Origin of the sequence: Gordonia sp. VNK1 (genome assembly GCF_040049135.1) — a bacterium.
Taxonomy (GTDB): domain Bacteria; phylum Actinomycetota; class Actinomycetes; order Mycobacteriales; family Mycobacteriaceae; genus Gordonia; species Gordonia oleivorans.
Genome location: NZ_JBDZDJ010000008.1, coordinates 175773 through 202706, shown reverse-complemented (window position 1 = coordinate 202706; position 26934 = coordinate 175773). Strand labels below are relative to the sequence as shown.

Annotated in this window: 18 protein-coding genes and 2 pseudogenes; 13 read left to right on the top strand and 7 right to left on the bottom strand. The window is 67.7% G+C overall.

Annotated elements, in window-relative coordinates; translation table 11 throughout:
• Nucleotides 1-107 precede the first annotated feature (107 nt).
• Complete coding sequence (locus ABLE94_RS12735; RefSeq protein ID WP_348806247.1) at nt 108-593, top strand: PPOX class F420-dependent oxidoreductase; 486 nt, start codon at nt 108-110, stop codon at nt 591-593.
• A 16-nt stretch (nt 594-609) separates the two neighbouring features.
• Here the strand turns inward: ABLE94_RS12735 and ABLE94_RS12730 are convergent, their stop codons facing one another.
• The 3 genes from ABLE94_RS12730 to ABLE94_RS12720 form a co-directional block, all read right to left on the bottom strand.
• Nucleotides 610-1878 (bottom strand): aspartate aminotransferase family protein, encoded by a 1269-nt coding sequence (locus tag ABLE94_RS12730; protein WP_348806248.1) that lies wholly within the window; start codon nt 1876-1878, stop codon nt 610-612.
• 10 nt (nt 1879-1888) lie between these two features.
• The gene (locus ABLE94_RS12725; protein WP_348806249.1) at nt 1889-5500 is read right to left on the bottom strand and encodes a DUF3376 domain-containing protein; all 3612 of its coding nucleotides are present in this window, start codon (nt 5498-5500) and stop codon (nt 1889-1891) included.
• A 369-nt stretch (nt 5501-5869) separates the two neighbouring features.
• Complete coding sequence (locus tag ABLE94_RS12720; protein ID WP_348806250.1) at nt 5870-6733, bottom strand: ribokinase; 864 nt, start codon at nt 6731-6733, stop codon at nt 5870-5872.
• Between the two features lie 262 nt (nt 6734-6995).
• Between ABLE94_RS12720 and ABLE94_RS12715 the strand changes: the two genes are divergently transcribed.
• From ABLE94_RS12715 to ABLE94_RS12700, 4 genes are all read left to right on the top strand, one after another.
• On the top strand, nt 6996-7910 hold the full coding sequence (locus ABLE94_RS12715; RefSeq protein WP_348806251.1) for an oxygenase MpaB family protein: 915 nt from the start codon (nt 6996-6998) through the stop codon (nt 7908-7910).
• 114 nt (nt 7911-8024) lie between these two features.
• Nucleotides 8025-8720, top strand: a complete 696-nt coding sequence (locus ABLE94_RS12710; protein WP_348806252.1) for a GntR family transcriptional regulator — start codon at nt 8025-8027, stop codon at nt 8718-8720.
• Nucleotides 8721-8765: 45 nt separating this feature from the next.
• Entirely contained in the window at nt 8766-9887 is a 1122-nt protein-coding gene (locus ABLE94_RS12705) for an alpha/beta hydrolase (RefSeq protein ID WP_425476192.1), read from the top strand.
• A 73-nt stretch (nt 9888-9960) separates the two neighbouring features.
• Nucleotides 9961-10440 carry a GNAT family N-acetyltransferase gene (locus tag ABLE94_RS12700; protein WP_348808910.1) on the top strand — a complete coding sequence of 160 codons (480 nt, stop codon included), beginning with the start codon at nt 9961-9963 and terminating at the stop codon, nt 10438-10440.
• A 36-nt stretch (nt 10441-10476) separates the two neighbouring features.
• Here the strand turns inward: ABLE94_RS12700 and ABLE94_RS12695 are convergent, their stop codons facing one another.
• Nucleotides 10477-12402, bottom strand: a complete 1926-nt coding sequence (locus ABLE94_RS12695; protein ID WP_348808909.1) for an NAD(P)/FAD-dependent oxidoreductase — start codon at nt 12400-12402, stop codon at nt 10477-10479.
• Between the two features lie 124 nt (nt 12403-12526).
• Here ABLE94_RS12695 and ABLE94_RS12690 point away from each other — a divergent pair.
• The 6 genes and pseudogenes from ABLE94_RS12690 (at nt 12527) to ABLE94_RS12665 (ending at nt 19254) form a co-directional block, all read left to right on the top strand.
• Nucleotides 12527-14359, top strand: a pseudogene (locus ABLE94_RS12690) (hydroxysqualene dehydroxylase).
• 51 nt (nt 14360-14410) lie between these two features.
• Nucleotides 14411-15052, top strand: a complete 642-nt coding sequence (locus ABLE94_RS12685) for a TetR/AcrR family transcriptional regulator (RefSeq protein ID WP_348808927.1) — start codon at nt 14411-14413, stop codon at nt 15050-15052.
• A 48-nt stretch (nt 15053-15100) separates the two neighbouring features.
• Nucleotides 15101-15409, top strand: coding sequence for a hypothetical protein (locus ABLE94_RS12680; RefSeq protein ID WP_348808908.1), 309 nt, complete (start codon nt 15101-15103; stop codon nt 15407-15409).
• A 121-nt stretch (nt 15410-15530) separates the two neighbouring features.
• Complete coding sequence (locus ABLE94_RS12675) at nt 15531-16784, top strand: NAD(P)/FAD-dependent oxidoreductase (protein ID WP_425476196.1); 1254 nt, start codon at nt 15531-15533, stop codon at nt 16782-16784.
• Nucleotides 16785-16813: 29 nt separating this feature from the next.
• Complete coding sequence (locus tag ABLE94_RS12670; RefSeq protein ID WP_348808906.1) at nt 16814-18025, top strand: DUF1214 domain-containing protein; 1212 nt, start codon at nt 16814-16816, stop codon at nt 18023-18025.
• Nucleotides 18022-19254: a sulfotransferase family protein gene (locus tag ABLE94_RS12665; RefSeq protein ID WP_348808905.1), complete on the top strand. Its 1233-nt coding sequence runs from the start codon at nt 18022-18024 to the stop codon at nt 19252-19254. Before ABLE94_RS12670 ends, ABLE94_RS12665 begins: the two co-directional genes overlap by 4 nt.
• Nucleotides 19255-19257: 3 nt before the next feature.
• Here the strand turns inward: ABLE94_RS12665 and ABLE94_RS12660 are convergent, their stop codons facing one another.
• Nucleotides 19258-19965, bottom strand: coding sequence for a hypothetical protein (locus ABLE94_RS12660; RefSeq protein ID WP_348808904.1), 708 nt, complete (start codon nt 19963-19965; stop codon nt 19258-19260).
• Here ABLE94_RS12660 and ABLE94_RS26435 point away from each other — a divergent pair.
• Complete coding sequence (locus ABLE94_RS26435) at nt 19964-20092, top strand: Rv1535 domain-containing protein (RefSeq protein WP_425476195.1); 129 nt, start codon at nt 19964-19966, stop codon at nt 20090-20092. The genes ABLE94_RS12660 and ABLE94_RS26435 overlap by 2 nt on opposite strands.
• Before the next feature lie 111 nt (nt 20093-20203).
• Here ABLE94_RS26435 and ABLE94_RS26430 read toward each other — a convergent pair.
• Nucleotides 20204-22351, bottom strand: a pseudogene (locus tag ABLE94_RS26430) (cation-translocating P-type ATPase); the annotation flags it as partial.
• Nucleotides 22352-24578: 2227 nt separating this feature from the next.
• Nucleotides 24579-25649 (bottom strand): magnesium transporter CorA family protein, encoded by a 1071-nt coding sequence (locus ABLE94_RS12650; RefSeq protein ID WP_348808902.1) that lies wholly within the window; start codon nt 25647-25649, stop codon nt 24579-24581.
• A gap of 82 nt (nt 25650-25731) precedes the next feature.
• Between ABLE94_RS12650 and ABLE94_RS12645 the strand changes: the two genes are divergently transcribed.
• The gene (locus ABLE94_RS12645; RefSeq protein ID WP_348808901.1) at nt 25732-26868 is read left to right on the top strand and encodes an acyltransferase family protein; all 1137 of its coding nucleotides are present in this window, start codon (nt 25732-25734) and stop codon (nt 26866-26868) included.
• The last annotated feature ends 66 nt before the right edge of the window (nt 26869-26934 follow it).

Sequence of the window (26934 nt, the reverse complement as noted above, 5' to 3'; positions counted from 1 at the left end):
CCGAACGCCACGGTCTTCGACGCTGCGGCGGTGACGGCCGGCTACCGTCGTGTCGACGCGTGAGTTGGCCCGCCCATCGGCGTTGCGCTCATGGTTAGGGTGGCGGTATGCCCAGAACCATCGCCACCGCCACCGACGTCGAGAAGGCCGAACTCATCGACTTCGTCACGCCTCGTCACAAGATGCTGCTGCTCACCACCCGGGGGTCCGGCGCGCCACAACTCTCGCCGGTCAGCGGCGGTGTGGACGCGCAGGGCCGTATCGTCATCGCGACCTATCCCGCTCGTGCCAAGACGGTCAATGCCGCACGGCGACCGCAGGTCAGCGTGTGCGTGATCTCCGATGAGTGGAACGGCCCGTGGGTGCAGGTGGACGGCACCGCCGAGGTCCTCGACATGCCCGAGGCCGAGGATGCGCTGGTCGACTACTTCCGCTGCATCTCCGGTGAGCACCCGGACTGGGAGGAGTACCGCGAGGCGATGCGGGTGCAGAACAAGTCGGTCATCCGCATCACCCCGACGTCGTGGGGGCCGGTGGCCACCGGCGGATTCCCCGCCGAGGTGGCCGCGGCTCTCGACGCGAAGGACGGCTGACCGGCGGCTGCCGGGGTCACGCGTCGAGTTCGGCGATGGCCTGCTCCAGGATCGACAGACCCAGTTCCAGTTCGTCGTCGGAGGCGGTCAGGGGTGGCGCGATCCGGAAGGTGCCGCCCATGCCGGGCAGCTGGACGACGTTCATGTGCAATCCGAGGTCGTAGCATCGGCGGGTGACTTGGGCGCCGAGGCGGTCGGCGTCGGAGTCGACGAGCTCGAGTCCCTGTAGCAGCCCGCGGCCGCGGACGTCACCCACCACACTGTGACGTTCCTGGATGCGAAGCAGGCCGTCGCGCAACAGTTTTCCGGCGTGTGTCGCACGGGTATCGAGGTGATCGCGTTCGAGGACGTCGAGCACGGTGTTGCCGACGGCGGCGACGAGCGGGTCGGAGACGTGGGTGGTGAAGAACAGGAAGCCGCGTTCGTGGGCGGCCTGTTCGATCTCGGTGCTGGTGATGGTGGCGGCGAGGGGCAGGCCGGCGCCCAGCGTCTTGGAGAGGGTGATGATGTCGGGGACGACACCGTCGCGTTCGAAGGCGTACCAGGTGCCGGTCCGGCACAGCCCGGTCTGTGCCTCATCGAGGATCAGCAACATGTCCCGCTCCCGGCATTTGCGTTGCAGCGCAGCCAGATAGCCCGGCGGGAGGTCGATGACGCCGCCGGAGGACAGGATGGGTTCGACGATGCAGGCGGCCAGCGAACCCACCGACTGCGCGTCGATAAGACCGAATCCGAAGTCGAGTTGCCGTTCCCAGTCGAGGGTGCCGTCGGCGTGGGTGAAGTCGGGCCGGAACGAATCCGGTGTCGGAAGAGCATAATTGCCCGCCGCGACCGGACCGTAACCGCCGCGTCCCGCACTGTAGGTGGCCGCGGCCGCCGCGTGCGTCATGCCGTGCCAGGAGCGGGCGAACGAGACAATCTCGTGCTTGCCGGTGACGAGTTTCGCCAGTCGGATCGCGGCCTCGTTGGATTCGGCGCCGGTGGTCAGCAGCAGCACCTTGTCGAGCGGATCGGGCAGCGAATCCGACAGGCGTGCAGCCAATTCCAGCACCGGCTCGGACAGCATGCCGCTGAAGAGATGATCGAGGGTGGCGGCCTGCCGGGAGATGGTCGCGACGATCTCCGGGTGCGCATGCCCGAGGATCGCCGACATCTGCCCCGAGGTGAAGTCGAGGATGCGTCGGCCGTCGGCGGTGTAGACGAAGCTGCCCTCCGCGCGGGCGATCAGCTCCGGAGAGAAGGTCCCGCCGTACCGGATCAGGTGGCGGGTGTGGTCGGACGTCATGGTGTCGACGTTACGAGGGATTGGCAGTGCTCGCAGTGTCGTCGGACGACTCCTCAGGCAATAGGCCCATGGCCTTGGATGACAGGGGTGTGACGTTGCCGAGAAAAACGGCCATCCAGATCCACCACGTTGCCACCGGGACCAGGATCACCAGGACGTTGTTCTGCGCCCAGCAGTGGGCGACCACACCGGTCACGATGCCTGCGAGCAGAGCTGCGGGCGCGGCATAGGTGTATGTCTCCCGGAGGGGGACCCAGCCCCACAGTGAGCAGGCGACGAGTGCTGCGGTGAGCACTGATGCCACACTGACAGCGGAGGCGATGGTGCCGGGCAGCGAGATGTCGATACCGATACCGAGGACCACCACGACGATCAACAACCCGGCCGCGCAGCAGAAAGCAAGCCGCCGTGCGGCGGATCGGCCGACACGGCCGGCCTCATGGCCAGATCGAGGTGGAGTCACCCGGGTACAGACAACGAACAACCACCCGGCTAGGCCGAGCAGCGGGAACCACACGGCGAGTGCAGCTTCCATCGGATGGCATGCCAACACCGTGGCCAGGAGCCACAGCGCGATACCGATGCACGCATAGGCAACCCCGAAGCACAGCGTCACCCACAGGTAGGGACGGGCCCGGCCCTGGGCCTCCGTGAACGCGCGACGCCAGTCTGTGAACACACGCTGACGTTCGGCCGGAAACACCTGTTTGGCGCGTTCCCATCTCTCATTCATGCCGTGCCACTTCTTCCGAGCCGCCCACCATCGCCAGCCGATGCCCAAGCCCACAAGCGTCGTCAGGAACCCGAACACCCTCCAGTTGGATTCATCTGTGCCCGAATCCCCCGGCAGTACTTCCGATGCGAGGAGAGTTGCTCCCAGGGCGATGGCGAGTCGGATCGGATCGACGAGAAGTCCGAGAAGTGGTGGGATGACCCGCAACGCGGCCACCGCCGCGACCACGATCGATTTCTTCACGACGCTCGGTTTCACGGTGGCGGGCTGTAGGGCGCGGATGACCAGGCTGGACGCACGTGACACCAGACCGACACGATAGGACGAGGGAAGTCCGGTGATCACACCCATCCCGCGCGGCGGCATCGCCAGCGAGGTCGGGAGGTCGGCGAAGATGCACTGCTGCAGGTCCCGTGCGGTGGAATCCGATTCGGACGCTGTGGACTGTTCCTCATTCTCGTCGCGGGCGGTCGCCTCCAGCAGATCGGCGATCCCTGCGGCAGCATCCATCCGACCCCACGTCCAGTCGTTCGAGCGCCAGCGCCAGTCGAAGAAGCCGGCGAACCGCGCAAGCGGTGTTCCACACAGCTTGTCCTCGGCCCGGTTGACTCCCTCGACGTGAGACATCCACGCGGACAACTGTTCTGGGTCGATGTGCTCCAGGGCGGTGTTCTTGCGTAACCAGGAAGCCAGTTGTGAGTGGATGGCTGCGGACCGCAGCTCGGAGACGTGCTCGTTGTCCAGCGCGGGGGTCTGGTTGCCTGTGATCTCGTGGTAGCGAATCATCGACTGACCGCCGGGGACGCCGCTGACCGAGAGTAAGCGGGTTATCTCATACGCCGAGTGTGAGTGCGCCGATACTCGTTGGCGCAGTGCGTTGTAGATGGAATCGGACCACTCCGAATCGTTGCGTTCGGCCTGGCCGGGGTGGATGGTCCTTAGCGCACGAAGATACGAGTCGAGGCGTGACCACACGGTGGTGAGTAGCTGGGCCGAATGGGGGATCGCTGTTGACGCTGTGGCAGTTCCCGGCATTCCCAAAGCAGATGACAGATGTACGTAGAACTCCGAATCATCCCCTGGTTCAGAATGATTCAACAGACTGTCGAGACCCTGATCGAGCGTCAGAAACAGCTGATGGCTTATCCCTGCGACGATTGCCGTCGACAACGCGTCTGAGTCGGTGGTGCTGCGAACGGCGTCATCCACGGTCTGACGCCGTACGCGGAGAAGTATTGACAGGCAACGGTACAGGCATCGTTTGACCCTTCGGAGCAATGGAGCATCGTTGCAGCTGACAGTGTCCGTGTCCTGGAGCATTCGCGTCCACGCGATCAGGAACAGCGAGGCGTCGATTGCGGCACCGGCATCGCCGATCGTGACGACATGCCACGCGTGACGGTCGAGCGTGGTTGAGCGCGATGAGATAGCAGCGTATGCCCTCTCGACGGCTTCGGCGACCGCGAGGCTGGCTTCGGCATTGACGGGGACCCAAGGTTGGGCGGGGAATCCTGGGCTGACGAGGACATCATTGGGTTTCGTGAGGATGAGGGCATACCGTTCGGCGTCGGCTCCCGCACGCGACGCGAGATAGTCACGGAGTCCAATGTTCGGCAGCCGCGTCCCGGGATTGGAGAGCCAGGCCGCCAACGAGTCCAGCCGTCCTTGGAGTTCCTTGACGGAGTCATTGTGCTCGCGGATGTACGTGATCTCGTCGGCTGCGGACTCCTCACGTTGCTTGAGTGACATTCCGGTGGTGATGACGTTGAGCCAGCGACTCAGCTGCGCAGACTGATTGCGTGCGCGGGTGCCCTTCTTCGCCGGCGACGGTGCAGGTTGCGGTTCGGGTTGTGACGGTGGTTGCGGATCGAGGTAGATCAGCACACGTTGCGTCGGATCGGTGGCCGATGCGCGCTGAATTGCGCGAACGGCGCGATCGATAGGGATGTTGTCGAAGACACCGCCATCGATCACCAGGAATGGATCGTCGGCGTCGTTGGCCTCACGGCACAACGAGAAGACCGGCTGCATGTCACCGGGCGCAGAAAGGTCGGTCATGGGAGTCGGTTGCGACGAGTGCACCGACGCCGGCTCGAATGCGCCCGGAAATGACGAGGTGGCGCGCATGCTCAGTGCCATACGTTCCTGGGCATGTATGGCCGCGCTCTGGTCGACGTCGATTGCTCCGGGGATGGTGGAGTACGTCGATCCGAGTCCACCTGGGCGACGGGTGAATGAGAACCCTGCGCGGGAGGGCATGCTCCGTCGCTTCGGGTCGGGCAGCACGGTGGCTGCCAACTCCACGGTCAGTCGATCCTGTGGTTGGACTCGGCCAACCGTGGAGGATTCTTCTGCCTGCGGCGGATTCCAGGATTCCCCGACGATTATTTCGATGGCTTCGCGTGCCAGCGTCAGGAACCGGCCGTCGCCGGACAGCACCGAGTCGACCGCACTGAATCCTGATCGCTGCTTGCCGTCCGCTTCGGCTTCCTTGTCGGGCGTCCGCAACAGATCCCAGAGGCCACCATCCTTCAGCCACATGTCGCGAACAATGTCGTCGGTGACGACGCCGTAGCTCTGCGCCAGGGCAAACAGCACAGCGTTGAGTCCGCCCGCGCTCGCCCCGGCGAGGATGTCGAATTCGACCTTGTCGAAGCCGGCGGCCGCGAGAAGCTCTTTATAGACGTGGGCACGGTGATGCTCTGGTGAAGCGTGGGGACCAGGAGTGGGGATTGGTGTCAACGATGCCCGCCGCACCAGATCGAGTTCGGCGACGGCACCGCCGATCCAGACGGCCATGCTCACACCACCGCGCATGGCAAGGGCGATGCGGAGGGTGCGTTTCGGGCTGGTGCTCTGGGTCGTCGAGACACTTCTGTTCTCAGACATCGAGACTCGTCCTCCGGCTCACCCGACCGTGGCATTCGTAGTGCGCTAATTGAATCCCAATACGGACGTATCGGACGCCGAATACGCGGAGTTGGCGTCGTCGGACGATATACGGCGAGCGGTCACGGCCACCTGCGGTCTTCGATATGGAAGCACAGCGCTGTCAGTGCCGAGCCGAGCGCTGTCAGTGATGGGGAGAGCGCTGTCAACGTTGGGGAGAGCGCTGTCAACGTTGGGGAGAGCGCTGTCAGTGCCGAGCCGGGCGCTGTCAGTGAAGAGGTGAGCGCTGTCAGTGGCGAGGATGGCGCTGTCAGTGGCGAGGTGAGCGCTGTCAACGGGTGCGTGTATGAACGAGGCGGTCAGGTTGGCTCAGTGTGCTGCCGGACCACGCTCGACGAATTCGGTTGCCGCGCTTGTCGCGTGCCGGGCGGCGTCCAGGAGGTCGAGGCCACCGGCGAGATGGGCGGCGAGGACTCCGGCGAAGACGTCACCGGCACCGGTGGTGTCGGTGGCCGTCACGGCGCGGACCTCGATGTGATGTTCACCCGCGTCGTCGATCACGACGACCCCGGCGCCACCGCGGGTGATCACCACACTGCGACACGTCGAGCCCAGCTTCTCCGGACCGCCGTAGTAGGTCTCCTCGACCTCGTTGACGATCACCGGATCCGCGATGGTGAGAATCGAATCATCCAGCGGTGCAACCGGACTGGGATTGAGGATGAATCGTCGCCGGTGGCTGCGGCACCAGTCGGCCACCGCCTCGGTGATCGCCATGGGGCACTCGAGTTGGGTCAGGACGACGTCGGGATCGAGTGCGTCCAATGCGGTGAGCGTGTGGTCGACCGGCAGGTCGGTGTTGGCGCCGGACAGCACGATGATGCGGTTGGTGCCGTGCGCGTCGACCTCGATGACGGCCCGTCCGCTGATGCCCTCGGCGTGGTGGATGTGGTCGACGTCGACGCCGGCGGATCGCTGATGGGTCAGCATCGTCTGCGCCGCGGTGTCGTCACCGACGGCACCGATCAACGCCACCCGGGCGTGACCGGCGGCGGCGAGGGCCTGATTGGCGCCCTTGCCGCCGGGCCGTTCGGTCTGCGACAGGCCGAGGACGGTTTCGGAGTCGGCCGGAAGTCGATCCACCCGGATCACCTGGTCGAGATTGAGGGTGCCCACCACGGCGACGACGCCGGTGTCCTCGGATGGCGCTGCGGTCGGGTCGTGAGAGGTCATCGCCGATGAGTATGCCCGGTCGACGGAACCCGACGCTGCGACCGACTCTACATTTAATATTTTAAGTATGTTAGCCTTACCGGAGAAACCTGAGATATCAGTCACAAGTGGACACTCCTCTGCGGGATGATCGTCGGGGCACCACTACGGCACAGGAGTCGCCTGGCGGCCGGAGTCACCCGCGTGGCGGGCCGCCCGGCGACTCGGTCGGTCACCCGGGCGGACGCGCTCGTGGTCCGGCCTCGCGAGAAAGAAGACGTCCATGGCCACCACCTACCTGCCCGATCTCGACGAGACGACCGCGGTCCTCACCAACGCGCAGACGCGTATCGCGATCCCGCGGCGCAGGCGGCACGCCATCGGCCGGCACACGACGGCGAAGGTCACCGAGGCGCTCGACTTCTGGTCGTTCGCCGGTGCCGCCGCCAACGTGATCATGCAGCTGTCGTGGCCCGAGGTCGCCTACGGCGTGCTGGAGAGCAAGGTCGAGTCCGGCGCGCTGCAGCATCACCCGTGGAAACGGGCCCGGACCACCACCCAGTACCTCGCGGTCGCGATCCTCGGCACCGACGAGGAGCGGGCCGCGTTCCGCGCGGCGGTGAACACGGCTCATCGTCACGTCCGGTCCGACGAGAACAGCCCGGTCCGCTACAACGCCTTCAACCGTGAACTCCAGATGTGGGTGGCGGCCTGCCTGTTCGTCGGCGTCGAGGATTCCTATCAACTGATCCACGGGACGATGGATGAGACGCAGGCCGAGGAGTTCTACCAGTCGTCGAAGGTTCTCGGCACCACCCTGCAGGTGCCCGAAGAGATGTGGCCCGCCTCGCGCGCGGAGTTCGACCACTACTGGAACGTCGCCTGTGAACGGGTCTCCATCGATGAACGGACCCGGGCCTTCCTCAACGACCTGGTGGACCTGAAGATGATCAACCCGTTGGTCCGCCTGCCCTTCGTCGACCTGCTGCGGTTCCTGACCATCGGCTTCCTGCCGCCGCTGTTCCGCGAGGAACTGGGCGTGGAGTGGACCGCGACCGATCGACGACGATTCGCGCAGCTGTTCTGGACCGTCTCCGTGGTCAACGCACCCCTGCCGAAGTCGATTCGGTTCGGCGGGAGCCGCGCGATGATGCGCGATCTGCGGTACCGGATCCGTCACGACAGGGCGATCGTGTGACGCGCAATGCCCGTTCGGTTGTCCCGATCGGGGAACGCATCGACGAATTCGGGCACGAGACAATAAGGTTCGGTAGGGGAAGTGCGGTCGGGGATGACGAGAGGAGACAAGGCGATGGCAGCTGTGCGGCTCGGTCGTAAACAGCTCACCGATGAGGTCGCCGACCACTTGCGTACCCGGATCATGACCGGAGACATCCGTCCCGGTCAGTTCATCCGGCTCGACGAGACAGCGTCCGCGCTCGGATGCAGCGTCACGCCGGTCCGCGAGGCGTTGGTCACGCTGCGGGGTGAAGGTCTGGTCCGGTCGTCCCCTCATCGCGGGTTCATCGTCGAGAATCTCGAACGCGGTGACATCGTCGACCTCTTCTGGATGCAGGCCGAGTTGTCGGCGCGCCTGGCGACCCACGCCATCGCCGATCCGGAGTTGGCGCGCAGCCTCACGGAATTGGCGACCATCGTCGATGAACTCGAGGCCGCCGTCGACACCGGCAATGCCGATCGGGTCCTCGATCGCGAGTTCGCCTTTCACCGTCACGTGAATCTGATGGCGCACAGCAAGAAACTCGCCTGGTTCCTGTTCGAGGCCAACAAGTACTCACCGCATCAGCTCTATGCGCACGATCCGGAGTGGGGCCGCCAGGCCGTCGCCAGCCACCGCCGACTCATCGGTTTTCTGCGCGATGGCGACGAGGCCTCGATCCGGACCGAGATCCACGCCCGGTTCGCCGACGCCCGCGATCGGCTGATCCGCAGTCTCGACGCCGTCAACTTCTGGGACGACGACGAGTCCCGCGAGCACGCGTCCTAAAGGGCTGCCGCCTCGCCGATGGGTGCGTCGCGTAGATTCGCCAGGATGTCGAGCCCCGCAATCGCGCCGAAAGACAACGAGGCGCCGTCCACCGCCGAAGGTGCGCTCCTCGTCCTGCGGATGTTGGGAGGCCACCAGGTGGCCCCCGACGTGCAGACCGAGCACACCGTCCTGCACACCGGTGAGCACCGGGAACTGCGCAGATACGGCAGTGACGCCGATCGTGCCGCGGCGCGCGTCGCCGGTCGTCCCCCGGTGCTGCTGGTACCGCCGCTGGCGGTGTCGGCCCGCTGCTACGACCTCGGCCCGGGGCAGTCGGTGGTGGCGAAGCTGCTCGAGGACGGACGGGTGCCCTACGTCGTCGACTTCGGTGACGTCGGGCGCGCCGACCGTGACATGGGCTTTTCCGACTACTTCGACGACATCGTGCCCCAGGCCGTCGGCCGGGTTCTCGCCGACTATCACGGTGGCGACGAGGCGTCCGCGTCGTCGACGGGCGACCTCGTCGATCTCATGGCGTGGAGCATCGGCGGGACGATCACGTTCCTGACCGCGGCCGCGCATCCGGAACTGCCGATCCGGTCGATCACCGCCATCGGCACGCCCCTCGACTACGCGAAGGTTCCGCCGTATCCGCTGGTCAAGACGCTGATGAAGCCGACCGGCGGCACCCTGATCTCCGGTGCGCTGCGCGCCCTCGGCGGCATCCCGGCACCGCTGGTGCGGCTCGCCTACCGGGCGACGGCGTGGGAGCGGGAACTGAAGAAACCCGCTTACATCATGCGCAACGCCCACGACACCGATGCGCTGGCGCGGATGCAGGTGATCGACCGTTTCCAGACGACGATGCCGGGATATGCGGGCAAGGTATCGCTGCAGATGTGGGAGAACTTCATCTACCGCGACGAACTCGCGTCCGGGGTGCTCAATTTCGACGGCAGGCTCGTCGACCTGACGTCCATCACCGCACCCATCCAGCTGTTCGGCAGCCACCGCGACGCGATCGTCAGCTGGGCCGCCGCCCGGCACGGAGTCGACCTGTTCGCCGACTCCGAGCAGGTCCATTTCGCGACCGTGGAGACCAGTCACCTCGGTCTCATCGCCGGTGATGCCGCGACCCGCGAGACCTGGCCACGGGTCCGGGAATTCCTCGCCTCGCTCGACTGAGTCGATCGCGCCCGGGTCTCGACGCGCGGTGTGCGGGCGGTCCGACCGTGACGCTCTGACTTGATCGGCTGTCATGGAAACCGCCGTGGTGATCCTGTCCGCATCCGACGCCGGCGAGTTGCTCACGTTGCAGCGTGCCGCCTACGTCACCGAGGCCCAGGCGCATGACGATGTCTGGCGACCCCCGTTGGTGCAGTCGCCGGACGAGGTGACGACCGAGCTCTCGGCGTCGAACGTCCTGGCGCTGGGGCTCCGGGACACCAACGGGCGTCTCGTCGGCGCCGTCCGGGTGACCGTCGATCCCGCGACGACGATCGCCGAACTCGGCCGGCTCGTCGTCGCTCCGGATGTCCAGGGCCAGGGTCTGGGTAGCCGGCTGCTGGCATTGGCCGAGCAGCGGCTGCCTCCCGAAGTCGGCGAGATGCGCCTGTTCACCGGCGACCGCAGCGTCGGCAACCTGCGGCTGTACGCCAGAGTCGGTTTCCGGGAGACACACCGAACACCGACCTCGGGTGGATACGCACTGGTTCACCTGACCAAGGATGTGCGGTAGACCGGCTCCGACGAAGGGCGGCGTCGCCGGGTGGGCTCAGGCCCGCACGCAGGTCTCCACCCACTCGTGGACCAGGGGCACCACGCTCGCGCCCTCACCGGATGCCGACGCGACCCGCTTCATCGAACCGGCGCGGATGTCGCCGGCGGCGAACACCCCCGCGGCGCTGGTCGCGAGGTTCGCCGGGGGCAGGCCGTCGGCCCATCGGTTCTTGGGGACGTCGCGGCCGGTGAGGACGAAGCCGTGATCGTCGCGCGCGATCTCCGTGGAGACCCATTCGCAGTGCGGTTCGGCACCGATCAGCAGGAACAGCCCGCCGACGGCGCGTCGCTCGTCCTCGCCGGTGTCGCGATGATGCAGCGTCACCCAGTCCAGCGAACCGTCGCCGCCGCCGTCGACGACCTCGCATCGACCGCACACGCTGATGCGCGGATGGAAGGTGATCTCGCCGATCAGGTACTGCGACATGGTGGCCGACAGGTCATCGCGGCGGACCACGATCGTCACCGACCGCGCGAACCGGGCCAGGTGGATGGCCGCCTGACCGGCCGAGTTGCCGCCGCCGACGACGATCACGTCGCGGCCCTCCATCTCGCGGGCCGCCGACATCGCCGCGCCGTAGAAGACGCCGACGCCGACCAAGGCCTCCAGTGAGTCGACGCCGACCCGTCGGTAGTCGACGCCGCTGCTGATCAGGACGGCGTGCGAGCGCACATCGCCGCCGTCGGTGACGAGGCGGTGCGGGGTGTGCTCGCTGCCGAGTTCGAGGCCGCCCGGTTCGAGGCCGCCGAGTTCGAGTCTGTGGACCGGCCACCCGGAGTAGAACCGCGCACCGAAGCGCACCGCCTGCACCCGGGCCCGCTGGGCCAGCCGCATCCCGGAGATCCCGCGCGGGAAACCGAGGTAGTTGCGGATCATCGAACTCGTGCCGGCCTGCCCGCCGATCACCGACGATTCGATCACCACCGTCGACAGTCCTTCGCTGGCCGCGTAGACCGCGGCCGCCAGACCGGCCGGGCCGGCGCCCACGATGGCCAGATCCACCACCGCCTCCTCGTCCACATCCGAGGGCCGCCCGTAGAGCATGGCCGACACCTCGCGGGCCGACGACGGTGCGATGACCATCCCGTGGTTGAGGCTGACCATCGACTGGAGCAGCGGGAACGACGGTTCGGCGGTGGGATCGTCGGGGTCGGGCAGGTACGCGGCGAGGGCCTCACGCCCGGCCGGACTGTCGGGGGGATAGGTGCGATGCGGCATGCCCGAACGATCGAGCATGTCCCGGATCTCGAGGGTCAGTGCGGTCGGCTCGTCGGTGATGATCCGGACGGCCTCGACGACCGGGGCGGCGATGGTCGAGCCCCAGTCGGACAGCATCTCGGTGATCGCGTAGTGGAACTCCTCGTCACGGGCGCCGCGCGGCATCAGCAGGAAGGTGTCGAACTTGCCCTTGCGCAGCGCCGGACGCAGCGCCGCCGAGGTCACCGCGAAGGTCTCCCAGGCGATGGCGACGACGCGGCGTGCGGTCGGTGTGATGGAGCGAAAGGTGTGCAGCGCCTCCATGAGTGGCATGTCGGGCAACTCGGAATCGGCGACGATGAGCGCCACCGGATCACCACGACCGGCCAGCTGACCGAGTGCCACGATCGCCTCGATCGCCGACGCCACGCAACGCACGTGGTAGTCGCGGCGGTACCGGCCGAACTCGTCGGCGAGGGCGTCGGCGTGGGTGCCCGACACCAGCAGGATCGTGGGGGTTGCGGCGTCGGCGGGTGCCGCGGAGCCGGGGATCGGTTCGGTGTCGTGGGTGGGTGCGGTGGGATCGGGGACGGTGGGATCGGGGACGGCGGGATCGGGGACGGCCGGATCGGGAAACGCCGGATCGGGAGAAGCCGGGCCGGTCACCGGGCTGCGCCGGGGTTCGGGTGCGGGGACGCATCGGGCATGAATCCAGTGTGACATCGCGGAGACCGGACCATCGGTGGCGAGACACTTCGCCGGTTCCGTCCCACCCGCTCCTCGAAAGTGGTACACATCACATCGAAAGAGTCAGAGTTGACTGTTCCGAGGTCGGGAGGGCCGTGCCATGTCCGAAGGTGACGAAAGAATCGACGGATCGGGCGGAGGGTCGGGAGTCTCCCGGCGGTCGTTGCTCACCGGTGCCGCCGCCGCGGCGGTGCTGGCCGGGACCGCCGTCGCCATGCCCGGTGTGAGCGTGCCGTCGGCGCGTGCGGTGCCGCCCGCGGCGGGTCGACGACGCTCGGTGGCGATATTCGGTGGCGGCATGGCGGGACTCGCCGCCGCCCACGAGCTCATCGAACGCGGCTTCGCGGTCACCGTGTACGAACCGGCCTACCTCGGTGGCAAGGCCCGCAGTCACGACGTCCCGGGCACAGCCGCGGGCGGACGGCTTCCGCTTCCCGGCGAGCACGGCTTCCGCTTCTTCCCCGGCTGCTATCAGCACGTCACCGAGTCGATGCAACGCATCCCGGTGCCGGGCGGCAATGTCAAGGACCGGCACCTGATCAACGTCGAGACCGCGATCGTCGCCTTCGACGAATCCGGGTACGCGCCGACCGTCGCGCCCGCATCGATCATGGGATCGATCACCCACGCGGGTTCGCTTGCGACACTGGAGAATCTACGCAACGCGCTGACCACCGGACTCAAGTTCGTCGTCGACATCCCGCCACAGGAGTTGGCGTACTTCGTGAACCGCGAACTGATCATCGCCACCAGCAGTGACGAACGCAAGGTGGGCCAGTGGGAGAAGCAGTCCTGGGTCCAGTTCGTCAAGGCCGACGGCAAGTCGCCGGCCTACCGCAAGTACCTGGCCGGCGCCCTCACCCGCGCGCTGGTGGCCGCCAAATCCGGTACCGCATCGGCACGCACGATCGGCCAGATCGGTTGGGCGCTGGCCGTTTCCGCGACCGGCCTGATCGGCCGGTACGACGCGGGACTCGTCCACGGTGGTGTCGACCGAATCCTCAACGGCCCCACCAATCACGTGTGGATCGATCCGTGGGTCGCCCATCTCCGGCACCGCGGCGTTCGATTCGAAATGGGCTAGGGCGCAGCGGCATTCGACGTGTCGGGCGGTCAGATCGCCGGGGCGCGCACCTCCCGGGGCCGGGCGGTGGCCGCGGACTTCTACGTCGCGGCGATGCCGATCGACCGGCTCCGGCCACTGCTGACGCCGGAGATCCTCGGGGCTGCACCGGAACTCGGCGGCATTCGTCATCTCGAGGACGACTGGATGGTGGGAATCCAATACTTCCTGTCCCGCAGGTCGGACCTGCCGCCCGGGCACATCGCCTCGCTCGGCACGCCCTGGGCGCTCACCGGGTTGTTCCAGGCCGGTCCGTGGAACGTCGACTTCGCCCGGACCTACGGCGACGGCCGGGTGCACGACTGCCTGTCCATCGACATCTCCGACTGGGAGACGCCGGGAATCCTGTTCGGCAAGAAGGCTAAACAGTGCACCAGGGACGAGATCGCGAAGGAGGTGTGGGCGCAGATGGCGCGCGCGATGAACTCCGGCTCGCGGCGCATCCTGCGCAGCGAGGACATCGTCACCTGGTCACTCGATCCCGGGATCACCTGGTCACCGACCATCGCCAACGCCACACCGCTGATGGTCAACACGGCCGGTTCGCTGCAGCACCGTCCCACCGCAGCCACCTCCATCCCCAACCTGTTCATCGGCGGTGATCATGTGCGCACCAACATCGACCTGGCGACGATGGAGGGGGCCAACGAAGCGGGACGACGCGCGGCCAATGCGATCCTCGACGCCGCCGACAGCCCGGCCCGTCCCGCTCCGGTGTTCCCGCTGTGGGACCTGCCGGTCCTCGACCCGATCAAGGCCGCCGACCGGGATCGCTATCGCGCGGGTCTGCCCCACATTCTCGACTTCTGACGTCTCGACAGGCCCGTGGTGGAATCCGGCTCGTAGACTGGCCCGGTGACGATGCGCCCGAGCAGTGCGCTCACCCCGAACAGTGTGCTCACCCCGATGGAGGCACCCCGGCAGCGGCGCAGCGACGAGACCCGCACCCTGATCCTCGACGCGGCACTGCGTGTGCTGGTGGAGCGTGGCTATGCCCACACCAGCACCGTCGCCATCCAGTCCGAGGCGGGCGTGAGCCGCGGCCGGATGCTGCACCACTTCCCGTCCAAGGACGCCCTGCTGACCGCGTCGGTCGGGCATCTCGCGCGGACCCGGATCGCCGAACTGCCCGCACAGATCGACTGGCCCGAGGATCCGGTGGAGCGGATCTCGGCGGCCACCGACCTCGGGTGGTCGACCTTCCATCAGCCGTATTTCGTGGCGTCGATGGAGTTGTGGGTGGCCGCCCGCACCAACGAGTCCTTGCGCACGGTCCTGCTGCCGGCCGAGCGGGAGATCGGCCGCACCGTGGCCGCCGTCGTCGCCGACTTCCTCGGCCCCACCCTGACGTCGGCGCCGCGATATCCGGAGCTCTACCCGATCCTGTTCTCCAGCATGAGGGGAGCGGCCACCACCTACCTCATCGATCGACGCGATCCCACCACCGATCCGCACCTCGTGCTCTGGAAGCGGATGCAGCAGGACTATCTGATCACCGGATGAGTCCTGCCCGAGACCGCCGGCCATCGCCCCTTGGGTAGGCTTTCGGCCATGGCTCTCGATCCCACGGTTCCCGCTGTCGCTGTCGGCCTCGTCGGCGGGTACGCCGCCGCCCGCTACACCGGTCGCCGCGAACTCGGCGGCATGGTTCTCGCGGCCGTCGGCGCGTACTGCACCAACGAATGGCGCTCCCGCGGGCCGGCCGTCGCCGCCGGACTGCTCGGCACCTATCTCGTGGCATTCGGGGCGTCGCACCCGCTGGCCAAGAAGATCGGTGCCTGGCCGTCGGTGTTCACCGTGACCGCCGCGACGAGCGCGGCCACCCTTGCGGTGACCAGCGCGGTTCCCGCCTCCCGCTGACCCCGACCGCGGACAGCCACCGCCTCGCCGGGTTTCTGCCACAATCGGCGGGGTGGGTGTATCCGACTCCGGCCGGCGCGGCCGGCCGCATGTGGTCATCATCGGAGCGGGTTTCGGCGGCATGAACGCCGCCCGGCGTCTGCGCCGAGCCGACGTCTGGGTCACGGTGATCGACCGCGGCACCAGCCATCTGTTCCAGCCGCTGCTCTATCAATGCGCGACCGGACTGCTGTCGGAGGGCTCCATCAGCAGCCCGATCCGGCATCTGCTGCGCCGGCAACGCAACGCCGAGGTGTTCTGCGCCGAGGCGACCGCGGTGGACCCGGCGGCGCGCACCGTCACCGTCACCCGGATGGATTCGACGGTCACCGAGGTCACCTACGACTACCTGGTGGTGGCGGCCGGGATGCGGACGTCGTATCACGGCAACGAGGATCTCATCGAGCACGCCATCGGGATGAAGACGCTCGACGACGCCCTGGCCATCCGCCGACGCATCATGGCCGCCTTCGAGATGGCCGAATCCCTGCCCGACGCCGAGCAGCGTCGTCCGTGGCTGAGTTTCGCCGTCGCCGGCGGTGGTCCGACTGGTGTCGAATTGGCCGGGCAGATACGGGAATTGGCGCACGTCGCACTCGAGAGCGAGTTCCGCAGCATCGACCCCGACGAGGCCCGGGTGATGCTGTTCCACGGCGGTGATCGGGTCCTGCCCTCGTTCAGTCCGACGTTGTCGGCGAAGGCGCAGCGCACCCTCGACCGCCTGGGTGTGGAGACGCACCTCGGCGTGCACGTCACCGATGTGGATGCCGATTCCGTCGAGATCACCGAGAAGGCCACGAAGAAGGTGTGCCGATATGACGCGCGCACCACACTGTGGACCACCGGCGTGGAGGCCGTCCCATTCGCCGGGGCGCTGGCCGACGCGCTCGGCGTCACCACCGACCGGGGCGGCACCATCCCGGTGGGCGACGACCTGTCGGTGCCGGGGCATCCGGAGGTCTTCGTCGTCGGCGACATGAGTTCGTACCAGAAGTTGCCCGGGGTCGCCGAGGTCGCCATGCAGGGCGGGCGGCATGCGGGTGCGGTGATCGCCGGAGTGGTGGCCGGCGACACCGACCGGCCACCCTTCAAGTACCGCGACTTCGGCACCGCCGCATACATTTCCCGCAAGAATGCGATCCTGCAGACCGGGCCGCTGAAGCTGTCCGGGAGCATCGGCTGGTTGGCGTGGGGCGCGATCCACATCGCCTTCCTCGCCGGTGTTCGCAACCGCACCGGAACCGTCGTGACGTGGGCGGCCACCCTGCTCACCGACACCCGACGCGAACGTGCGATCACCTACGGGGATCCGAAGACCGCCCGAAAGTCGTTCTGAGCAGACCGACCTCGCCGTAGGGTGGGCCCATGAACGGCCGCACGCTGGCAACCTCCGCCCTCGATGGATTCCGCCGCGCCCGCATCGCGTGGCTCCGATTTCGTGGCACGACGCCCGACGACGTCGCGCAGGCGCGGGTCGCGTCCGGGCAGGCGTGGGAGGAGTTCTGTGACACGCTGAAATCGGCCGGCGCGTCGATCATGTACCCGGGCACGCCGACCGATCCGCTGACCCAGGCCGAGGGCTACCGCTACCTGTCGCGGCTCACCCGTGCCGGACTCGAGGCCTTCGTCGAGTACGCCGACCCGCGAGCCCCGGTGCTGCGCCGGATGATTCACGAGACCGCCAAGATGGGCTCGGACAATCCCGACAACCACTACCAGAACGCCACCATCGACGGCACGCTCAGCTACCGGATCTCCGGCACCCGTGGCACCGTCGACTACCTCGGCTTCGGCACCCAGGAGGGCAACTACGGACAGGGTGGCCAGATGCCGACCACCGGATACGTGGAGGCCTCGGATCTGGCCATCGGCGCCGACGGTCGGTTCGAGCTGATCGTGAGTGCCGTTGAGCACGAGGGCAATTGGTTGCCGATGACGGAGGCGTCCGGGTTGCTGATCGTGCGGCAGACCTTCGCCGACCGCAACACCGAGACGCCCGCGGACCTGCGCATCGACCTGATCGACGACGCCGCCGAAGGCACCGACGCGAGCCCGCCGGCACCGGCACCGCTGACGGCCGCGCAGCTCGACGCCGGGCTGGGCAAGGCGAGTCTGCTGGTGGCCGGTGCGTCGATGCTGTTCGCCAAGTGGGCACACGACTTCGCCGAACACACCAACGAACTGCCGATGTTCGACCCGGATCGTTCCACCAAGGCCGGTGGCGATCCGAACATCATCTACTACCACAGCTATTGGCGGCTCGGACCCGACGAGGCGCTGGTCATCGACGCCGAGATCCCCGACTGCGAGGCGTGGAACTTCCAACTCGACAACCACTGGCTGGAGTCGTTGGATTACCGGTACTCCACGATCCACGTCAACAAGCACACCGCCGGCTACCGTCCGGACGGCAGTGTGCGCGTCGTCGTCGCCCACACCGATCCCGGGGTGGCCAATTGGATTCACACCACCGGACATTCGAGTGGCGGCATGACGTTCCGATGGATTCGGGCGACCGATCATCCGCAGCCGCGCACCCGCGTCGTGCCGGTCTCGCAGGTGAGAGATCTTCCGTGACCGACGGTTTCGTTCCCGTTCAACGCCGGCCGATCACCGCACTCAACGCGATCGGACGACGCCTGGCCGACCGCGGCCACGGACCGGAACTTTCGGCGGATGCGTTGCGCGCGCGGGCATCCCGGGTCGCCGGACTGCCCTGGCAGGCCGACCCGCTCACCGAGGAAGCCCTCGAGGTGCTGACCCGATCCATCATCGACGAGGCCGACCTCTCCTACTTCGGTGCGCTGGTGATCCGGGCGCGTCTGACCGGCCTGCTCGGCACCCGACTGCGGGTGGCCGAACTCCTCACGCGCCGGCCGGAGATCGCCGACGAACCGATCACCCCACCGATCGTGATCGCCGGACTGCAACGCAGCGGAACGACCATGCTGCACAGGCTGATCGGATCGGACTCCCGGATGCGTGCGGTGCAGTCGTGGGAGGTCGTGCACCTGTTGCCGCACCGGTGGGAACGTCCGGGCCGGCGTCCGTGGATGCGGATCGCACAGACCAAGGCCGCCGAGTGGTCACTGCGCTACCTCAACCCGCAGTTCTTCGCGATCCACGCGGTGGAGGCCGACGGTCCCGAGGAAGATGTTCTGCTGCAAGAGTATTCGTTGCTGTCGCAGGTGCCCGAGGCGATGCTGAACGTGCCGTCGTATGCGCGTTGGCTCGCCGAACAGGACCCGCGACCGTCCTACGATTACCTCAAGCTGTTGCTGCAGGTGCTGGCCCAACAGGATCGCCGACCGCACTGGGTCCTCAAGACTCCGGCTCATCTCGAGCATCTCGACACCCTGCTCGACGTCTTTCCCGAAGCGGTCATCGTCGGCACCCATCGGGATCCGGTCCGCACGACGGCATCCTTCTCCAGCATGCTCGCCCACGGACACTCGATGTTCTCCGATCACGTTGACGCACAAGCGGTTGCGCGGCATTGGCTGCACCGCAACGTCGACATGGCCGAACGGTCCCTCGCCGTGCGCCAACGTCACCCGGACCGATTCGTCGACGTTAACTACGACGACCTCATCGATGACCCGCTGGCGCAGGTCGAACGCATCTACTCCGCAGCGGGCATCGACCTCGGCGCCGACACCCGGGCCGAGATGACGCGGCACCGGGAGTCACACCGCCAGCACTCCCACGGCGTGCACCGGTACTCCCTCGCGGAGTTCGGTCTCACCGACGACGAGGTCGCCGAGGCCTACGCCCACTACCTCGAGGTCATCTTCGGGGACCGGTGAACCTCAGTCGGTGGGCTCGGTGACAGGCGCGGGAGCGGGCGGCGCGGACTTCTTGGCGGTGGTCTTCTTGGCGGCAGTCTTCGTCGCGGTGGTCTTCGTCGCTGGGGTCTTCTTGGCCGCAGTCTTTCGCGCCGGGGTTTTCTTGGCCGCTGCCTTTGCCGCAGTGGTCTTCTTCGCGGGGGCTTTCCGCGCCGGGGACTTCGTGGCAGGTGCCTTCTTCGCCGGTGCCTTTGTCGCCGCAGCCTTCGTGGCGGCGGTCGTGCGGGTCGCAGCCGGTGTCGCGGGCTCGGTCCCGAGGACGTCGGCCACGTCGTCGGCCGCCGGCTCGGTGGTCACCCGCTCGACGATCATCTGCTCGACGATGACCGGCTGGGCCGCGACGAGCGCGGGTTGCGGCGCGGCGGGGGAGGCGCTGACGGCCTTGGCGGTCACCGCGACACCGAGGCCGAGGGCCACCGCAACCGGCCACTCGATGGCCCCGGTCGCGGCCAGCGCACCGAGCACCCCGTAGAACGCCAACTGTTTGGGTTGCGGCACCGCGACCTTGCCGACCAGCGGCAGATTGATCGAGAAGCGACGTGCGTCACGCACCATCTTGGAGACGTCGTTGTGGGTCGCGACGAGGTGACGAACATCGTCGAGGACCGAAGTCCCTTCTTCCGGTTTGCCCCTATCCGTTTCCGTAGGACTTGGGGTAGGCTCACCTGTCATGACGGAGATCACTCGCTCTCTCGGGCCCGATGCCCTGGTCGACTCCGGCGTTCGTCTGCTCACTCCTGCTCTCGAGCACGTCTACGCCGTCCTCGTCCGTGTCGGTGTGCTGAGCATCGACGAGTAGTTTAGGAAGTTCCTCTGCCAGCCGGTCCATGACGCTCGGCATTGTCTTGGCAATGGCAGCGGCCGCGAAGGCCGCAGCGAATGCCTCGCCCCACCCGATGGGTCCCACCGGAGTACAGCCGAACACCTGACTGACGCCCGGGATGCTGATGATTCCCGCCATCACCGCGAAGGTGCCGACGTTCGTCGCGACGACCAACGGCCCGTGCGAATCGCCCAGGGTCTCCATCATCTGGGTCAGCACCAATCCCACCAATCCGATGGTGGCCGCCCGTTCGGGTGTGCCCGTGAGGCGCCCCAGCGTCCAGGCGAGCGTCGCGCCGGTGGTGGTGAAGACGCCACGGACCGCCACCGCACGCCAGATGGTGGCCTCATCGTGACGCCCGGCCACGTCGGGCTCGTTCTGCGGGCTCATCGCCAATGCCGCGGCCGGCAGCGCGTCGGTGAGCATGTTCACCAGCAGCATCTGACGGGCGTTCAGAGCGGGCGATCCGGTCAGCACCGTCGTGATGAGACCGAAGCTGACCTCACCGACGTTGTGCCCGAGTAGGACCGACACCGCCGACTGCACACGCCGCCACAGCTGCTCACCCTCGTCGAGGGCGTCGATGATGGCGCCGATGTCGCCGTCGAGGAGCATCACGTCGGCGGCCATCCGGGCCGGGTCGCTGCCCTTCGACGCCACCCCGATTCCGACCGATGCGGCGCGGATGGCGGCGGCGTCGTTGGCCCCGTCGCCGACCATGCCGGTGATCAGGCCGGCCGATTCCAGTGCCGCGACCACCTGCACCTTGTGTTCGGGTGACATCCGCGCGAAGACCTGGTGGGTGCGGGCGGCCTCGACGCGCGCCGACGCGTCGAGCACGTCCCAGTCCGCCCCGGTCATCACGTGGCCGTCGTCGACGTCGAGACCGAGCTCGCCGGCGACGACCCGCGCGGTCACCGGATGATCACCGGTGATCAGCCGGACTCCGATGTTCCGGGCCTGCAGGTCGGTGAGCAGTTCGCGGGCGCCCTCGCGGGGCGTGTCACTGAGACCGATCGTGCCGATCAACCGCAGCTCCGCCGAGCACAGCTCGGCCAGGACGGCGGGATCGGCGGCTGCGGTGGCCTGGGCCGCGGTCAGGGTGCGTTCGGCGACGGTGAGCACGCGTAAACCCTGCAATGCCATGTCGGCGACGGTGTCGTGCAGGATGTCCCGGTCGGCCGGGTCGAGTGCGCTCACCAGCGCCTCGGGTGCGCCCTTGACCATGAGGCGGCGGCCGATCACGGCGGCCGCGAGTGGTCGGTCGGATTGGAAGGGCAGGAATCCGTCGAGGGTCGCCAACCCGATCCCGGCCTCGGTGGCCGCGCGGTGGATCGCAGCGTCGGTGGCGTGCTCCACCTTGCCTGCGCGGTTGACCAGCATGGTGGCCCCGGCCACCTCGAGGACGTCACGTTCGGTGGCGCCGTCGAGGGCCCGCACCGACGTCACCCGCAGACGGTTCTCGCTCAGCGTGCCGGTCTTGTCGAAGCAGACCACGTCCAGCCGGGCGAACGCCTCGATGGCGCGCGGGTTGCGTATGAGCACCGACGACCCGGTGAGCCGTCGCGCCGATGCGGACTGCGCCAGGGTGACGACGAGCGGGAGGCCCTCGGGAACAGCGGCCACACCCACCGAGACGGTGCCGGAGGCGGCCTCGTGGACGGGGGTGCCACGCAACAGACTGAGAGCGCCGACCAGGGCTCCGCCGGCCAGGCCCCACGGCAGTGCGCGTTTGGTGATCTCGCCGAGTTGGGCGGCCAATCCGACGGACTTGGACTGGGCGGGGGAGAGCGCCAACGCACGGTCGACCTGTGTCGCCCCGTCGGCGGCGGTCACCACCGCGTGGGCCTTGCCGGCCACCATGGTGGTGCCGGCGAACAGCATTCCGGTCCGCTCGGCCAGCGGTGCTCCCGGGGTGTCGGCGGTGTTCTTGGCCACCGGCAGCGACTCGCCGGTCAGCGCCGATTCGTCGACCTCGACGGCGTCGGCGTCGATGATGCGGGCGTCGGCCGGGACCACCTCACCGGACCTTACCTCGATCAGGTCGCCGGGCCGCAGACGTCCGGCGCGCACCTCGGCGTAGTCCGCGGCGCCGAGTGCACCGGCGTATTCGGCCGACGTCAGGCGCCGGGCGAGGGGTTCCTGGACGGCCAGCATCGACCGCAGGAGGCGCTCGGCATGCAGCGATTGCTGGGCCGAGATCGCGGTGTTCAGCAGCAACACCCCCGACACCATCACCGCGTCGAGCGGTGAGCCGAGCAGCGCGCTGGCGGCCGCGCCGGTGGTCAGGATCGGGGTGATCGGATCGGCGAGATCGTCGCGCATCGTGTCGGTGAAGTCGCGCACCCGTCGCCACGCCCCGCTGATCGTGGTCCGGGGAATCCGGAGGGGTGGGGATGATGCGACCCGGTGCGCCACGGAAGTGTCCATGGGTTCGGGAGCCGGCATCGGCAGTAGCCGACGCACCTCGTCGACGGGCATCGCATGCCAGTCATGTCCCGAATCCGGTTGCGGCAGTTGCTCGTCGAAGACCTCCCGCCCCACCGAGAATCCGGACCAGAACGCGTACATCGCCGAGACGTTGACCGAATCGGGCCCGTATCCGGGAACGCTGGGGATCAGCATGAGCGTGCCGAGCAGCGATGCGCCCGTGGACAACGCCTTTCCCTGCTGCGCGGCCGCCCGGGCCGCGGGCAGGGCGTGCAGCACGCGCCAGGCCGCGCCGAGGTCGGGGACCAGGATGTCGGCCGACCAACTCGGTGCGTCCACCCGGTCCATCAGACCGACCGAGAGGTGGGCGGCATGCGCCGCGTCGTCGGCACCCCGACAGATCACGGCGATACGGGCGCCGTCGGTGCGTAGCCGCACGACCGCGTCGAACAGATCCTGATCGGGGTCCTTGCCGTCGGGCAGGAGTTCATCGAATCCCTGTCGCAGCGAATGCAATCCGTCATTGGCGAAGGTGATCACGCGCACTTCGGCCCGGCGGGCCTCCATCAGCAGCGCCGAGGCCATCGGCTGGCGGATCGGGCTGACGAGCGCCGACGCATCGGAGGCGCCGTCGACGTGGGGCGCCAACGGATTCCAGCCGGGCTCGAGTAGGCCCTCGTCGAAGGCCCTGGTGGCGGCCTTCCAGACGCGGGAACGGTCGTCGTGATCGACCCCGGCGATCTGGGTGACGGCGAGTTCGTCGGTGAACAGCACTCGCGGATCGACCAGGAGGGTGTCGATGTCCTCGAGGCGACGTAGGACGCGGGGGTTCATCACCAGCGCGCCGTGACGAAGGTGCAGTCCCCGCGACAGGGCGGCGGCGAACGACTCTCGTACGGCCCGTGCGGCTTTCGGGGCGGAGACCAGGGTGGCGTCGGCGGCGGTGCGCAGGCCGTCGGCGATGGTGAGGATCCCGGAGCCGCCCAGCCCCACGTTCATCGAGATCTCGTCGAACCGCGGCCCGTGGCGTGTGTGCCGACCTGCCGGGTCCGCCCGAAGCGGTGCCACCACATCGATCTTGCGTGCCTGTCCGGCGAGAGCGGTGGCGTGCTGCTGCCACGCGCGGCGCGCATTGAGTGCCTCGGCACTCTGTACGGCGCGGGCGGTCGCGGTGACCAGGACGGACATCGGGGCCGCGGTGACGATGCCGGTCACCGATTGGAATGACGAGAGGAGCAGATCTGCGCCATCGGCGCCGAGGCGATCCTCGACCATGCCGCGCAGGCGGGGGTGATTGTTGAGCAGGGTTGCCGGGACGGCGGCGACATCGGAGACCACCGGCAGCGGCAGGAAGCGGTACACGGCCGCCGAGACGAGCGCGGTGCCCGCGACACCCAACCCGATCAGATCGGCCGCGATGACATTGTCGTCGCCCGGCAGCGGAGCCAAGGCGGGGGGTGTGGCCTCGCGTGGGGCCCGGCGTTCGGCGTCGGCGATCACCGCCGCCAGGTCCGCAGCCGACGGCCCGCCCGCGGCGACGGTGACCATCACCCGCGACAGCGGTCCGTTGACGTGGACGTCGGTGACGCCGGGGGTGGCGTCGAGTGCGATGGCGACGGCCTCGGCGAGGGCGTCGAAATCGGTGTCGAGGCCGCGGACCTCGATCCAATGCACGTCACCGTTGCTGGTGATCCGGCGTGCGGGGGTGCCCCCGAAGGCCTCGGCGATCATCCCCGCGGATGCGGACGCCGTGGTCTGCGCGATCGAGGTGACGTCGGCAGCGATCGAGGACAGCGTTGCCCGGGTGGTGTCCTCGGCCCAGCGTCCGGCTCGCACCGCCGACTCACCGCCGACGAGGGCGGCACCGACAGCGATCTGAACCGCCTTGACCGGAACGGAAAAAAGCGACATTGTGCGGCCTCCAATCCGCATTAAACTTTACCCAAGTCACGTCGTATCCCCGGCCCGACCCGAGGGACTGAGGTGCCACCCGGGGGTCGGGGTCGTTGACCGCGGACCTCGCCGGAGCCCCCTACAGCCAGTCGCGCCGTCGGAAACCGACGTAGAGCGCGACGACCACGACGAGGATCAGCAGCGTGCTCACCAGGAAACCGGTGAATGTCTGGAACAACGGGAAATCCAGATTCTGGCCGTAATACCCGGTGATGGCCGTCGGCACCGCCACGATCCCGGCCCACGCGGTGAGCTTCTTCATCACCGTGTTCAGACGCGCGTCGGCCAGCGACAGATTGGTCTCGAAGATGGTGGTCACCATGTCACGCAACGACTCGGTCCACTCCGCCGCGCGCAGGGCGTGGTCATAGAGGTCGGAGAAGTGCGGATCGAGTTCCGGTGGGGCCTGATTCTCGAATCGTCGACGTTGGATGCCGGCGATCACCTCACGCATCGGCACCACCACGCGCCGCAGCAGGACGAGATCCTTGCGCAGATCGAAGGTCCGTCGTTGCAGATCGTGGGAACGCATCGTGTCGTCGAACAGGGTCTCCTCGAGGTCCTCGATGTCGGAGTCGAGTCGCTGCACCGCGTCGAAATGGCCGTCGACGACGACGTCGAGCAGGCCGTGCAGCAACGCGCCGATCCCGTATTGCTCACCGCCGACCTCCTCCCACCGGGTGGCCACCTGGCCCATGTCGAAGCCCGGTGAGAGCCGGACGGTGATCAGCGCGTTCTCCTTGAGGAAGATCGAAATCCGTTGCAGGGTGAACGTTTTGGCGCGCCACGCGAAGGGGGAGTGGTGGTCGGGGGAGCCGGCGACCGCGTCACGCGGCGGCGGTACCGTGCCCGGCTCGCGTTCGGAGATCGCGTAGACGGTCATGAAGGTGTAGTTGCGGTAGTTGACGGTCTTGACGCGTTCGGCGGCGGCGATGGTGTCCTCGATGGCGAACTTGTTGAGGTCGAGTTCGTCGGCGAGTGCGGTCAGCGTCTCGTGTGAGGGGCAGTCCAGGTCGGCCCAGATGAGGGTGTTCTCGCAGCGGAGGTGCTCGGAGATGCTCGCCAGATCGAAGCCGTCGACCTTGTGTCCGTCGCGCCAGATCTGACCGCGGATGACCTCGTGGTGGCCGGAGTCCGGCGTGGCCGACATGGTGTCATCGTGCCATCTCCCCGGTACCTCATCTCCCACGGCTGTGGTGGCCGAGCGTTTCGCCCCTGGCAGGATCGGGCGCATGGCCTCGCGTGTCCCCTCGCTCACCGGTGTGCGTACCGTGGCCGCGGTGTCGGTCGTGGTGACCCATGCGGCGTTCTGGACCGGTCACTACACCGACGACGTGGTGGGACGGCTGTTCGCGCGGTTCGAGGTCGGGGTGGCGATCTTCTTCGTGCTGTCCGGATTCCTGCTTTTCTCCCCGTGGGTGCGCGCCGCGCGCTCGTCGACGGCGACACCGGCCGTCGGGCGATACTTCTGGCATCGGGCACGACGCATCCTGCCCGCGTACTGGATCACCGTCATCGGCGTGTATCTGATCTACGCCCTCGCGCCACCGGCCGGTGAGCCGTCGCTGACCGGTGCCGGCTGGTCGGGGTTCCTGCGCAACATGACGCTGACGCAGGTCTACGGTCTCGGGTACCTGCATTCGGGGCTCACCCAGATGTGGAGTCTGGCCGCCGAGGTCGTCTACTACCTGGTGCTGCCGCTGATCGGCTGGGTGCTGGTGGTCGGCGTCGGATGGCTGACCGGGGCGCCCGGCCGGTGGCGGCCCGATCTGCTGCTGGCCGGTCTGTCGGCGCTGCTGCTGGTCAGTCCGGTCTGGATCGTCATCGTCGCCGGCAGCACCGGGCTGAGTCCGACGGCGCGGCTGTGGGCGCCGTCGTTCTTCGGATGGTTCGTGGCGGGAATGATCCTCGCGGTGTGCGCGCCGATGATCCGGCGGTCCCACGCCACCGGCTGGGTGCTCGCGGCGGTGGTGGCCTTCGTGGTGTCGGCGGGCGAGATCGCCGGTGAACCGACCATCACGCCGACCACCGCGTCGGCGACGATCGTCAAACACGTGCTGTATCTGATCGTCGCGGTCGGCCTGATAGTGCCGTTGACCTGCGCCGATCAGCGGTCCTGGTGGGCGCGGGTGTGTGCGAGCCGGCCGATGGTGTTCCTCGGCGAGATCTCCTACGAACTGTTCTGCGTGCACGTCATCGTGCTCGAGGTGGTGATGGCGGTGCTGGGGTACCGGGTGTTCACCGGGAATCTGGTGATCGCGTTGCTGATCACCGTGGTGATCAGCACGCTGCTCGCCTGGGTGTTGCATCGGGTGACCCGGCCGCTGTGGCGGGCGCGAACGCCCGGTTCCGTCGCAACCCGCCGGTAGCATGGATGCATACGGTCGCCGCCGTTTCTCACCGGCGCATTCGACCACGTCAGGAAAGGAGCCGGG